Source organism: Paraburkholderia solisilvae (assembly GCF_902859875.1).
Taxonomy (GTDB): Bacteria; Pseudomonadota; Gammaproteobacteria; order Burkholderiales; family Burkholderiaceae; genus Paraburkholderia; species Paraburkholderia solisilvae.
Map to the genome: position 1 here is coordinate 109,427 of NZ_CADIKF010000003.1, position 13,280 is coordinate 122,706.

A 13,280-nucleotide genomic window follows, 5' to 3' on the forward strand; every position below is an offset into this window, starting at 1 on the left:
TTGAGCGCCGCTTGCATATCGAGGAGACATCAACCGAACATGGGCGCACTCAGTCATATCCGCGTGCTGGATCTCAGCCGCGTGCTCGCCGGTCCGTGGTGTGCGCAAACGCTCGCCGATTTCGGCGCCGACGTGATCAAGATCGAACGGCCGGGCGCCGGCGACGACACGCGCCACTGGGGCCCGCCGTACCTGAAGACGCCAGACGGCGCCGATACGCGCGAAGCGGCGTATTACCTCGCGGCGAACCGCAACAAGCGTTCGGTCACGGTCGACATCGCGACAGCCGAAGGCCAGCGCATCGTGCGCGAGCTCGCCGCGAAGAGCGACGTCGTGCTCGAGAACTACAAGGTCGGGCAGTTGAAACGCTACGGGCTCGACTACGAGTCGCTGCGCGCGATCAAACCGGACCTGATCTACTGCTCGGTCACGGGCTTCGGTCAGACCGGCCCGTACGCGCAGCGCGCGGGCTACGACTTCATCGTGCAAGGCCTCGGCGGTTTCATGAGCATCACCGGAGAGCGCGACGGCGTGCCGGGCGGCGGCCCGCAGAAGGCCGGCGTCGCGATCGCCGACCTGATGACGGGCATGTATGCGAGCGTCGCCGTGCTGACCGCGCTTGCGCATCGCGACCGTACCGGCGTCGGCCAGTACATCGACATGGCGCTGCTCGACGTGCAGGTCGCGATGCTCGCCAACATGAATTCGAATTTTCTTGCGAGCGGCACGCCACCCGCGCGATGGGGCAATGCGCATCAGAACATCGTCCCGTACCAGACGTTTCAGACGAGCGACGGCTGGATCATCGTCGCAGTCGGCAACGACGGACAGTTCCGCAAGTTCGTCGAAGCGGGCGGCCGTGCGGCGCTCGCGGACGATGCGCGCTTTGCGACCAATCCCGAGCGCGTGCGCAACCGCGAAGTGCTGGTGCCGCTGCTGGCCGACATGGTCCGCGCGCGCAGCAAGCGCGAATGGATCGATGCGCTCGAAGCGGCGCAGGTGCCGTGCGGGCCGATCAACGACCTGCGCGAAGTGTTCGAGAACGAGCAGGTCGTCGCGCGCGGCATGCAGGTCGACCTGCCGCATCCGTGCGGCGGCGCCGTGAAGCTGGTGCGCAACCCCATCCGCATGACGGAAACGCCGCCGCAGGCCGCCGCCCATCCGCCGACGCTGGGCGAGCATACCGACGCGGTGCTGCAAAGCGTGCTTGGCTATAGCGACGCGCAGATCGCGGCGCTGCGTGGGCAAAAGGTGATCTGACGCGGCAAGCGATCTGCCTCAAGCGCGCCTCAGTTCGTCTCAGCGCGCCTCTGTTCGCCTCAGTTCGTCTCAAGCGAGCGATGTGAGCCAGCCAAGTCCGTCCTGCCAGTCGGCGAGGCCGCTATCCGCGTTGATATGTCCGCGCGCGCCGATGCTGATCCAGCGGCCGCCCCATGCGGCCGCGCACGCCTGCGAAAACGACACGCTGCCGTACGGATCGTCGGTGCTGGAAACGACGATTGTCGGGAACGGCAAGCGTTTGTGCGGAACCGGCGCAAAACCGCTTGCCGTGGCTGGAAAGGCACGGCCGGCCGGATCCGGCACCGCAACGAGCAGCGCGCCGGCCACCTTGTCGCGCTGCGAGGGTGTTGCGTAGCTGCTTGCCCACCACGCGAGCGTCAGACAGCCCAGGCTGTGCGCGGCGAACACGACCGGCGCACCGTCCGCAGGCACCGCGGCCACCGCCGCATCGAGCGTGCGGCACCAGTCCTCGCGCACCGGGTGCGCCCAGTCGGGCATACGCACCCGCGAAAACGACGCATGCGTGGCTTCCCAGCGCGTTTGCCAATGCCCCGGGCCGGAATCCAGATACCCGGGCAGCACCAGTACGTTCGGTTCTTTCTGGAACGCCATCACCTTTTTCTCGTCCTCGATCAACGTGTCGCAAACGCCCGCCTTGCCATCCGCGCTGTCACCGCTTCAACAAGCGGGCTTCATCGCCACGCTTGACCATGCTTCACAACCGGTGCGCGTCGTGCAACTGCCCGCCGCTATCGATACACGCGCGCCACACCGACGCCGCGCGGGTCGGCGGCCGGTTGCGGTGTCGTGCCGTCGATGCGGATCATTTGCACATCGCCATCGAAAGTCTGACCCTGGAGCGTATACCCCATCGATTTCAATTGCTGTGCGAGATCGCCGGTAATCGGGCGGTACGGCTCCCAGTCGATCACCTTCGGCGGCAACAGCTGATGATGAAACCGCATGGCGGCAAGCGCATCGGCCGGCGACATGTGGAAGTCGTACAGGTCGGTCATCACCTGGAAGATCGTCGTGAAGATTCGCGAGCCGCCCGGCGTGCCGATCACCAGTGCGACCTTGCCGTCCTTCAGCACGATGGTCGGCGTCATCGACGACACCGGTCGACGTCCCGGCGCGATCGTATTGCGATCGCCGGCATCCGCGCCGGGCTTCGCGACGAAGTCGTCCATCGCGTCGTTAAGCAGGAAACCGCCGCCGTCCACCACCACGCCGGAACCGAACGAGCCGTTCAGCGTGTAGGTGTTCGATACCGCGTTGCCCCACTTGTCGACCACCGAGAAATGCGTCGTCTGCGGTTTCTCTGGCGGCGGCGCGTCGCCGGAGGCTGGGGTGTTCGATGCTGTGCCGGATGGTTGAGCTGGCTGCGTCGGCTGATCCGCGCCAGGCTGACTCGCGCCGGGTTGACTCGCAGCGGCCTGCGCTGGGCTCGCCTGCCCGGTATTCGCCTGCGTGGCGCCGACAGGATTTGCGTTGGTTTGCACCGGGCGCGCAGGACCGGCGTTTGCCTCGCCGGCATTCGCCGGAACGGCCCTTAACTGGCCCACGCTTGTCTGGCCTGAACTTGCCTCGCCGACATTGCCCTGCACCGTGCCTGCTTGAGCCGTGTTCGCTGAGGCCGCACTCGCCGGCCCCACTCCAGCGGGGCCGGCATTCCCCTGCCTCGCGTTTGCCTGTGCTGCGTTTGCCTGGCCCGCGTTCGCCTGCCCTGCGTTCGCCGGACCCGCGTTCACCTGGCCCGCAGCCGTCGAACCCGGGATCGCCGCACCGGCGCCGCCTGCCTGACCCGCACGCCCCTGGTCTGCACCGGCCTGCGCGGCACTCGCCGAACTCGCACCCGCAGGCGCGGCATTCACCGGCGCTGCGGCTGCCTGATCCGACGCCGCCTGCGCCGCCCTTTCCTGTTCCGCCTTTTCCGCGGCGGCCTTTTCCGCGGCGGCCTTCTCAGCAGCCGCCTTCTCAGCAGCCGCCTTCTCAGCCGCAGCCTTCTCCTGCGCCACCTCCTGCTCCTGCAACTGCTTCACCTCGCCCGCCCGTTGCGCGAGGTACGCATCGTCGGTCAGCTTGCCGACCGGCACATTCGTCGCATCCGGGTCCGCCGCCGATTGCTGACGGTCCGCGAACACGCGGTCTTCGATCTGCGCGATCAGCCGGATATACGGCGCCGAGTTCAGATCGAGTCCCGCAAACACCGGCTTCAGGTCCGCTTTCATTTTCAGCAACTGGATCAACGCGATGCCGCCCGAACCCGGCGGCGGCGCGGTAACGACCCGGTAGCCATTCCAGTCCGCCACGAGCGGATCGCGCCAGCGCGCCTTGTACTGGCCAAGGTCGCCCTTCGAGATCATCCCGTGGCCGTACATCTGCTTTGCGATCAGGTCGGCCGTCTGCCCGTCGTAGAACTCGCGGCCGCCGTCGTCGGCAATGCGCCCGAGCGTCTGCGCAAGCTCCGGCTGCCGGAACGTCGCGCCGGCCTTCAGACCCGCGAAGTACGCACCGAAATTGGTCTTGCCGGCGAACTTCGCGGCCGCGTCGTCGCGACGCTTCTGCAGCGACGCGTCGACCGTGAAGCCGTCGGTCGCATAGTGAGTCGCCGGCGCGAGCACCTGCTTCCACTTGAGCTTGCCGAAGCGGCGCTGCACCTCCCACATTCCGGCGACCGTGCCCGGCACGCCGGCCGCGCGAAAGCCGATCGCGCTCATGTCCTTGATGACATTGCCCTTGTCGTCCAGATACATGTCGCGTGTCGAGCGCTGCGGCGCCTGCGCGCTGTAATCGAGAAAGTACGGCTTGCCGTCGATCTGCAGCGTCATGAAGCCGCCGCCGCCCAGATTGCCGGCATCCGGGCGGGTCACGGCGAGCGTGAACGCGATCGCCACCGCCGCGTCGACCGCGTTGCCGCCCTGCGCGAAAATCTGCTGCGCCGTGTCCGCGCCGTACTGGTCGGGCACCGCGACCGCCGCTGCATCGAGCACCGGCTTGTCTGTCGCCGTCTTCGCGTGGGCCGGTGCGGGTGCGGTGCCTGCCAGCACGACCGCGAGCGCGATAAGCGCGGCCGCATGAATCGTCTTGCGAGCGGACCGTTCGCCGGCCATTTTGATGTCGGCCCTATTGCCTGAAAGGGCGTGATGCGCAACGCGCGCATCGAGCGTCGAAAGAGGCATTCAGGGAACTCCGGAATAAATGAGCGCCGGCTGGCTGCCGGCAAAGCGAATGCGGCACATGTTGCACGCCGCGTCAGGAGACCGTTGCAATGACCGGTCCCGCCAGAATGCGAGATGCGCCGGACGACGCTGGCAGCGCTATGTGCGACGCTTGCGGCAACCGCGTCTGGGCCCTCGCCTGGGCCTCCGCTTGTGCCTCGCTTCGGGTCGCCGGCTTGCGCCATCGCGCTTGCACCACCGCTTGCACCACCGCTCGCCCCGCCGCTTGCACTGTGGTACTGCGGGCCACATTGGTTGCGCCACCGCCCGCGCCGCTACCACGCACAACGTCGTGCATGGCCGCACCGTGTTTGCGCCGTGCCATGCGCGATCTGTCAGGTCGCCTGCCGCCCGCGCAGCGCCGCTGACACAGCGAGTCGCGCGATACAGTCCGTGCGCCCCGATGCGCCCTCGAGCGTGCGCATTCGTCCACACGTTCGGTGCCTGTTTCGCCGCACGTTTCGGTGCCGATCTTACCGCTCAGCAAGTTCGCGCTACCGCATTCCGTGCGCGGGATCCGCGTACTGGCGCCCGCGCCTTTCGACGCCTGCCCTTTCGCCGCCCGCCTTACCGCTTCGCAACCCGCGACACGGGCGCATCGCACAAAACGACCCCATTGGCCTCGCGAAGCACCGGCGGCACGCGCGAAGCGCTGACACACCCCGGCGCGGCGAACAACGCATCGAAGATACTTCGCCGCCGGCGCATGCTACCGGCACCGGCGTGCGCGGCTCAAAGCGTTTTACGTCCTGTTACAGCGCCTTTCGAATGACCACATGCGGGCCATACGCGGGTCACATGCAGGCCGAACGCACGCCACACACGCCGCAAAAACCGCCGCCACGCCCACCCCCTGCGCTCCAACAGCCAAAGCCGCTGTACCTCACAACCCTGTCAGGTAGAATTGTCGGATTAGGGGGCGCAGCGCGTGCTCCCGTCACTTTCTTCCATTCGCATGAGTACAGAACGCAACCACGACGCGTCCGCCGCTGCCCCCGCAGCCAACTTCATCCGCAACATCATCGACGAAGACAACCGCTCCGGAAAGTGGGGCCAACGCGTGGAAACGCGCTTCCCGCCCGAGCCGAACGGCTATCTGCATATCGGTCACGCGAAGAGCATCTGTCTGAACTTCGGCATCGCGCGCAGCTACGGCGGCGTGTGCCATCTGCGCTTTGACGACACGAACCCGGAAAAGGAAAGTTTCGAGTACGTCGAATCGATCATCGACGCGGTGCAATGGCTCGGCTTCGAATGGAAAAAAGACAGCACCGAGCACCTCTACTACGCGAGCGACTATTACGACAAGCTGTATGCATTCGCCGAACTGCTGATCCAGCGCGGCAAAGCGTATGTCGATAGTCAATCGGCCGAAGAGATGCGCGTGAATCGCGGCTCCGCCACCGAGCCCGGCAAGCCGTCGCCGTATCGCGAGCGTTCCGTCGACGAAAACCTCGACCTGTTCCGTCGCATGAAAGCCGGCGAGTTCAAGGAAGGCGAGCACGTGCTGCGCGCGAAGATCGACATGGCGTCGCCGAACTTCAACATGCGCGACCCGGTGCTCTATCGCATCCGCTTCGCGCATCACTACCGCACCGGCGACACGTGGTGTGTGTATCCGATGTACGACTACACGCATTGCATCTCGGACGCGCTCGAAAACATCACGCATTCGCTGTGCACGCTCGAATTCGAAGATCACCGGCCGTTGTACGACTGGATTCTCGACGAGCTCGCCGCCGCCGGCGTCTTCACGCGGCCGCTGCCGCAGCAAATCGAGTTTTCGCGGCTCAATCTCACGTATGCGATCACCAGCAAGCGCAAGCTGCTGCAGCTCGTCACCGAGGGCCACGTCGACGGCTGGGACGATCCGCGCATGCCGACCATCGTCGGCTTGCGGCGGCGCGGCTTCACGCCGGAGTCGATCCAGTTGCTGTGCGATCGCATCGGCGTGACGAAGGTCGATTCGTGGATCGACATGAGCGTGTTCGAAGGCGCGCTGCGCGACGATCTCGATGAGAAAGCGCCGCGCGCGACCGCCGTGCTCGACCCGCTCAAGCTGATCATCGACAACTACCCGGAAGGCACGTCCGAAGCATGCAGCGCGCCGGTGCATCCGCATCATCCGGAGCGCGGCACGCGCACGTTCCCGTTCTCGCGCGAACTGTGGATCGAGCGCGAGGATTTCGCCGAGACGCCGCCGAAGGGCTACTTCCGGCTGTTCCCGGGCAACCGGGTGCGGCTGAAGTACGGCTATGTCGTCGAATGCACGGGTGCCGACAAGGACGAGCACGGCCATATCGTCGCGGTCCATTGCAACTACTTTCCGGATAGCCGCTCGGGCACCGAAGGCGCGAACAGCTACAAGGTGAAGGGCACGATTCACTGGCTGAGCGCCGCCGCCGCGTGTCCGGCCGAAGTGCGCCTGTACGACCGGCTCTTCAGGGAAGCCCAGCCCGACGCGGGCGGCCGCGACTTCCTCGAGGCGCTCAACCCGGATTCGAAACGAATCGCGCATGCGTATGTCGAATCGGGAGCACGCGACGCGGCGCCGGAGCAACGCTATCAGTTCGAGCGGCACGGCTACTTCGTGGCCGACCGTTACGACACGAAACCAGGCAAACCCGTATTCAATCGCATCGTCAGTCTGCGCGACAGTTGGGGCAAGCCGGCCTGACGGCCTCTTGCAGCGTCACCGGGTAGCAGCAAGCGCCGCGCGGCATGGCCGGGTATCGCATGTCGCGCGGGCAACGCGCACTGCAAAGCTCGCATGCCCGCGCGAGCGACAAGCACGCTGTTTGATTGCCACGGTCCTTTGAGGATGACGGTGGGGCCGGTGCACGTACCGCCCCGGGGGAGAACGATGATCGCTGCACGTCGAGTCTGCGGAACCGCACTGGCAGCCATGCTGGCGCCCGTCGTCATGTGTGCCGTCACGTATATGGCCGCCGCATCGCCGGCCCGCGCGGACGAACTGACCGGCACGCTGAAGAAAATTCGCGACGACGGCGTCGTCGTGCTCGGCGTACGCGAGGCATCGATTCCGTTTTCATACTGGGACGGCGGACGCACGGTCGGCTATTCGCAGACCATCGCGCTCGCGATTGTCGACGAAATCCGCAAGGCGCTCGGCCTGCCGCACCTGCGCGTGCGCGAAGTGACCATCACCTCGGCCAACCGTTTCCCGATGCTCGTCAACAATCAGATCGACTTCGAGTGCGGGTCGACCACGCATACGCACGAGCGCGAGAATGTCGCCGCGTTCTCCAATACGTTTTTTCAGTATGCGGTGCGGATGATCACGCGCAAGAACGCGGGCATCACCGATTTCCCCGATCTCGCCGGCAAAGCGGTCGTGACGACCGCGGGCACGTCCGACGAACGGCTGTTGCGGCAGTTGAACAGCGACAAGCAGCTGAACATGCGCATTGCGAGCGTCAAGGACCATGCGGACGCGTTCGCCGCGGTCAAATCGGACCGCGCGGTCGCGTTCGTGATGGACGAGCCGATCCTGTACGGCTTTCGCGCCACCGATGCGCATCCCGACGACTTCATCGTGACCGGCACGCCGCTCGGCCTCGAAAGCTATGCGTGCATGTTCCGCAAGGGCGACGCGCCGTTTCGCGATCTCGTCAACGGCGTGATCTCGCGAATGCAGACGTCGGGCGAAGCGGAGCGGCTCTACAACGTGTGGTTCACGCAACCGATTCCGCCGCACGGCATCAATCTGAATTACCCGCTGTCGCCGGAAATGCGCGCGCTATTTGCGCATCCGAACGACAAGGCGCTCGACTGATTGCACGGCTTGCCCCGCGCTCGGTCGAGCGCGAGCGAATGGACGCGGCGGCATAAGACATAAGTCGACGAACGACGGCGGACGGCGACGGCAAGCGGCGAGCGACGGCGCATAGCAGCGCATCGCGGCCCGCACGCGCACGCGTAGAGCGGCCGGAGCCCGCGCGCTTGCACGGCACCGCTCACAACGACCGGTGCAGTTCCGCGAGCGACAAAGTGGTCTGAAAGAGCCGCGTGAGACTGCGGCTCGCATAGCGTTCGACTTCATCGGGCCGGCACCAGCGGTACGCATCCATCTCGGGAATCATCACGCCGTCCGAGCGGCGCGGAAACAGCGATGTGCAGGTGCACGACGACAGGTCGAGTTCGCTCGCATGGGCTCGCGCCGCAAACAGATGCAGATCCTTGTCGCGCCGATACAGAAAGCGGCCGAGGTCGGTCAGCCGCTCGGCGCCGATCGCGAGCCCGGTTTCCTCGACCATTTCGCGCAATGCGGTGTCCGCCGGCGCCTCGCCCGGTTCGCCCTGCCCTTTCGGAATGTCCCAATGATCGGTGCCGGTCGCATGCGCGAGCAGCACCCGGCCGTCAGGGGTGAGCAGCACGACGCCGCACGAGACAATGCGCTCGTTCAATGCCGCTTCTGCAGAATCCAGCGGCCGCCGCCCTGGCGGCAGAAGCGCGGCGCCAGGCTCATCGACTGCCCTTTCCCGTTGAGCACGACGCGCACGGTGCGGCAGGTGTTCGCACCGTCTTTCGCGGTGTCTTCGATCGTCATTTGCGCATCGAGCTTGACGCCGTTGCCGGTGCCCGTGTTGGTCCACGTGGTGGTGTCGCCGTCCTGCTTCTTGTCGAGTGCATCGAACGCGGCGGCTTTCAGCGAATCGATGTCGCGCTGCTTCATATAGCTGATCGGCGTCTCGTTCAGAAAGCCGAGGTTCGCGGCCTGCGCGGCGAGCGAGCCTGCGGCCAGCAGCGCGCCGATCGTCAGGCGGGTGAGGTGAAGCACGGTCCGGTTTCGCATCGGCATTTTGTTCGATCTCCGTGGATGGTCAGTGGCGACCGGGGCTGAGCCTTCGGGTAAGCCCATCCGGGTCGGCCAATCTGGGGCAGCGCCCGTTCGGGTCAGCGCGTCGGCGTGGAACCCATTGAGGTTGACCCTATCAGGGCAACTCACGATCTGGACCTGAAAAGAATAGCACGCACACCGCACCGCCGATCTCACAAAGCTCAACGCACCGATGCGCGATGCGCCGCATTGCGCCGGCCGGCGCGCGCGCATCGTCGGCGAGCGGCGCTCGCGACGCGCGCCGTTCGATTTTAGGACGGGTCTCATGGGCGCGCCGCCGCGCCGTTCATAAGATGACGGACTCCTGCAGCGCGCATGCCGCGCTTGCTGCTTCACGCATCCGGCCATCATGGACTTCTCTTTCGCGCTGCGATTCTTCACGCTGATGCTGACGCTGATCTGCATCGCGCTGCTTCACGTGGCCATGCCGCTGGTGATACGCCGCGACGCGCAGCAGCATCCGCTCATGGCGAGCCTCACCGGTCGGCCGCGCGAACGGTGGCCCGCGATGCTGACCGGCGCCGGCGTCGCGCTGTTGCTGGTTTCTTTTGCATTGCTCGCCGCCGCCGGCTGCACATTATTCGCGCGGTAACGCGCAGCGACGCTCACCCGGCAACGCTCGATCAGCGGCCGCGCACCGCATCAATGCCCGGCATCCGGCCTGTAGCCGTCGGTCAGCGTATTCAGGAACGCCACGACATCCTTGATTTCCGCGTCGTCGAGCGCCGGCTTGTCGCCGGGCTTGCGGTCGAACGGCGGATCGGTATTCAGGTTGGTCCAGTACCGTTGCGGCAGATCGTCGAACTTGCGCACCTTGCCGCGTGTCACCGGATAGAACTTTTCCGGATGCGTATCGCGCTGCGCATAGAAGCGCACGACCTCGTCGAGCGAATGGTAGATCCCGTTGTGAAAGAAGGTCTTGCGTAACGCGACGTTGCGCAGCGTCGGCGTGCGGAAAATACCGCAGTACTCGTCGCGTCCCTTGAGATCGGTACGCTCGGGTCCGCAGGCGCCCAGATCGTGGAAATGCGGGTCGCGGTTCACCGCAAGCGCGCGATTGCGCGGCACGCCGATCGCGATCAGGCCGAAGTCGCTGAACTGCGGCGGCGCGCCGGAGCGCGTCCGCTCGCTCAGATGACAACTCGCGCAATTGCCCTTGCGCTCATCGTTGAACAGTTGCAGGCCGCGCAGTTCGGCGGCGGTCAGTTGCGCCTTGCCCGCCAGATACGCGTCGTACCTGCTCGAATACGGATAGAAGAGTTCAGGCGTCTGCTCGAACGTTTCGAGCGCTTGCAGCACCGCTTTGAACGTCGCGGCGTCGCTCTCGAAAACCTCGTTGCCGAACGCGTCGCGAAACGCATCCGCATACGGCGCCGCGCGCACCGCGCTCGCAACCTTGTGCGGCGTGCTGGCCATTTCGAACGACGAGAGCAGCGGAACGCGCGCCTGGTCCGAACCATGGTCGACGCGGCCGTCCCACGTCAGCCCGCCGGTCGGCCCCGCATCGACGCTCTCGTCGCCGTCGTCGTCCGAGTCGTGATAGTGCTCGCTGAAGGCCGGCACCGCCTGCAGATATTTGAGCGACGGCACCGCGCGCATCCCCTCGCGATGCATCCGGTTGCCGCCCAGTTGCACGGCCAGCGCGTTCGGCGGCCCGAACGCGTGATCCGGGCTGTGGCATGTCGCACAGGCGAGCTTGCCCGAACCCGACAGCGACTTGTCGAAGAACAACTGTTTGCCGACCGCGGTCATCTTGCGCACCGACGCGTAGACCTCGGCGCGTGATTTGCCGCCGTGCGCGACTGGTTGCATCGCCGCCGCCGGCGTGGCTGCGGACGTGTGTTGCGCGGCCACGTGCATGAGTTGCGGCGCGGGCTGTCGAGCGGCCAGCGCGGTCGGCACGGACTGCGCAGATGGCATGGCCAACCCCGCTTGCGCTGAAGCAGGCACGGCATCGCGAGGCTTATCGCACGCGGCAAGCAGCAGCGGCACGACGAGCATCGTCAGATGCGCCGCGCGCGCGATGCCGCAAGCGGCCGCTTTCTTCATTGTTCTTCCCGATCCGTGCCGCATGAGTTTGTAATCTTTTATTCAACTAACACCATTCAATCGTATTTCTACTACATGAATTCTTAATGACATATTGCCTACGCAAAAAGACATATCAAAAGCATTTCGTAATTTTCTACATCGTTCTGTCAAATTGCATTGCGACACTTTCGCTCGCCGGCGGTCCCCTTTTTCACACCACCCTGTCGGCCCTCAAACCAAGAGAGAGAAACGATGAACAAGAAATGGATCTGGGCGACGCCGGTCGCGATCGCCGCGGCACTGACCCTCTCCGGCTGCGGAGGCGACGACAACTCGACGCCGTCGACACCGTCGAATCTCAGCGCGGTGAAGAACGTTGTGGTCATCTACGCTGAGAATCGTAGTTTCGATAACCTTTACGGAAACTTTCCAGGTGCTAACGGGTTGCAGAACGTGACGGCTGCAAACGCCCAACAGCTCGACCGCGACGGGAGCGTGATGGCGACGCTGCCGCCCGTCTGGAACAACCTCACGCAAACGGGCGTGACACCGGTCATCACGCAGGCGATGACCGCCAGCCTGGCGAACGCGCCGTTCGCAATCGACGACGCGAACGGCTTCAACCTGCCGTTGTCCGCCGCGACGCGCGACCTCGTGCACCGCTTCTATCAGAACCAGATGCAGATCGACGGCGGCAAGAACGACAGGTTCGCCGCATGGGGCGATTCGGGCGCCCTCGTGATGGGTCACTACGCGCAGAACGCGAACACGCTGCCGCTGTGGAAGATCGCGCAGCAGTACACGCTTGCCGACAACTTCTTTATGGGCGCGTTCGGCGGGTCGTTCCTGAACCACCAGTGGCTGGTCTGCGCATGCACGCCGTTCTATCCGAATGCGAACACGAGCGCAGCGGCCAACAATATCTCGCAGGTCAATGCAGACGGCGTCACGCTGACGCTCGCCGGCGATTCGCCGACCTCGGCCATCACCGGTGTGCCGAAGTTCGCGAAGGATCTCGCGCTGACGCCCGACTTCTATGCGGTCAACACGATGCAGCCGCCGTATCAGCCGAGCACCAACAAGCCGGCTAGCGGCGGCGATCCGAATCTGGCCGATCCGGGCATCAACTCGACGCTGCCGCCGCAGACGCAGCAGCATATCGGCGACCTGCTGAACGCAGCGAATGTTTCGTGGGCGTGGTATGGCGGCGCGTGGGGTGCGGCGCTGTCGGCGGCGCAAAACGGTACGACCGGGGTGATCAGCGGCCCGAACCTGAGCTCGCCGAACTTCCAGACACACCACCAGCCGCTCAACTACTTCGCGGACCTCGCACCGGGCACGCAGAACCGCACGCAACACCTGCTCGACGGCGGTCTGAACGGCAGCGAGTTCATCAAGGCAATCGACGCGGGCACGCTGCCGCAAGTGGCGTTCTACAAGCCGCAGGGCAACCTGAACGAGCACGCGGGCTATACCGACGTCGCGCAGGGCGACCAGCATATCGCCGACGTGATCTCGCATCTGCAGAAGAGTCCGCAGTGGAACAACATGGTCGTGGTCGTCACCTACGACGAGAACGGCGGCTTCTGGGATCACGTCGCGCCGCCCAAGGGCGACCGCTGGGGCCCGGGCTCGCGCATCCCGGCACTGATCGTGTCGCCGTACGCGAAGAAGGGTTTCGTCGATCATACGCAGTACGACACGACGTCGATCCTGCGCTTCATCACGCATCGCTTCTCGCTGCCGAGCCTCGCGGGTCTGACGAGCCGCGATCAGGCGCTCGTCGCCGCCGGCGGCCAGCCGATGGGCGACCTGACCAACGCGCTCGACTTCACGCAGAAGTAAGCCGCGCCGGCTCCCGCCGAAGTCAGATCATGCAGTAGCGC

Annotated in this window: 10 protein-coding genes; 5 read left to right on the forward strand and 5 right to left on the reverse strand. The window is 65.4% G+C overall.

The features are described 5' to 3' along the window. Nucleotides 1–39: 39 nt before the first annotated feature. The gene (locus tag HV675_RS03145) at nt 40–1,260 is read left to right on the forward strand and encodes a CaiB/BaiF CoA transferase family protein (RefSeq protein ID WP_175109303.1); all 1,221 of its coding nucleotides are present in this window, start codon (nt 40–42) and stop codon (nt 1,258–1,260) included. A gap of 69 nt (nt 1,261–1,329) precedes the next feature. On the opposite strand, the gene HV675_RS03150 is transcribed toward HV675_RS03145, so the two are convergent. Continuing rightward, complete coding sequence (locus HV675_RS03150; RefSeq protein ID WP_175109304.1) at nt 1,330–1,893, reverse strand: RBBP9/YdeN family alpha/beta hydrolase; 564 nt, start codon at nt 1,891–1,893, stop codon at nt 1,330–1,332. 137 nt (nt 1,894–2,030) lie between these two features. Next, nucleotides 2,031–4,394: a gamma-glutamyltransferase gene (locus HV675_RS32355; protein ID WP_246270085.1), complete on the reverse strand. Its 2,364-nt coding sequence runs from the start codon at nt 4,392–4,394 to the stop codon at nt 2,031–2,033. A gap of 1,063 nt (nt 4,395–5,457) precedes the next feature. Here HV675_RS32355 and HV675_RS03165 point away from each other — a divergent pair. Both HV675_RS03165 and HV675_RS03170 read left to right on the forward strand, forming a co-directional pair. After that, a complete protein-coding gene (locus tag HV675_RS03165) occupies nt 5,458–7,179 on the forward strand; it encodes a glutamine--tRNA ligase/YqeY domain fusion protein (RefSeq protein ID WP_175109305.1) in 1,722 nt (573 codons plus the stop codon). Nucleotides 7,180–7,425: 246 nt separating this feature from the next. Next, entirely contained in the window at nt 7,426–8,298 is an 873-nt protein-coding gene (locus HV675_RS03170) for a transporter substrate-binding domain-containing protein (protein ID WP_246270077.1), read from the forward strand. Between the two features lie 181 nt (nt 8,299–8,479). Here the strand turns inward: HV675_RS03170 and HV675_RS03175 are convergent, their stop codons facing one another. After that, nucleotides 8,480–8,929, reverse strand: coding sequence for an NUDIX hydrolase (locus HV675_RS03175; RefSeq protein ID WP_175109307.1), 450 nt, complete (start codon nt 8,927–8,929; stop codon nt 8,480–8,482). Continuing rightward, nucleotides 8,926–9,324: a hypothetical protein gene (locus tag HV675_RS03180; protein WP_175109308.1), complete on the reverse strand. Its 399-nt coding sequence runs from the start codon at nt 9,322–9,324 to the stop codon at nt 8,926–8,928. Before HV675_RS03180 ends, HV675_RS03175 begins: the two co-directional genes overlap by 4 nt. A 388-nt stretch (nt 9,325–9,712) precedes the next feature. Between HV675_RS03180 and HV675_RS03185 the strand changes: the two genes are divergently transcribed. Next, the gene (locus HV675_RS03185) at nt 9,713–9,955 is read left to right on the forward strand and encodes a hypothetical protein (RefSeq protein WP_175109309.1); all 243 of its coding nucleotides are present in this window, start codon (nt 9,713–9,715) and stop codon (nt 9,953–9,955) included. Nucleotides 9,956–10,005: 50 nt separating this feature from the next. Here the strand turns inward: HV675_RS03185 and HV675_RS03190 are convergent, their stop codons facing one another. Next, nucleotides 10,006–11,412, reverse strand: coding sequence for a cytochrome-c peroxidase (locus HV675_RS03190; RefSeq protein ID WP_246270078.1), 1,407 nt, complete (start codon nt 11,410–11,412; stop codon nt 10,006–10,008). Between the two features lie 234 nt (nt 11,413–11,646). On the opposite strand from HV675_RS03190, the gene HV675_RS03195 reads away from it, so the two are divergent. Then, the gene (locus tag HV675_RS03195; protein ID WP_175109310.1) at nt 11,647–13,239 is read left to right on the forward strand and encodes an acid phosphatase; all 1,593 of its coding nucleotides are present in this window, start codon (nt 11,647–11,649) and stop codon (nt 13,237–13,239) included. Nucleotides 13,240–13,280 lie beyond the last annotated feature (41 nt).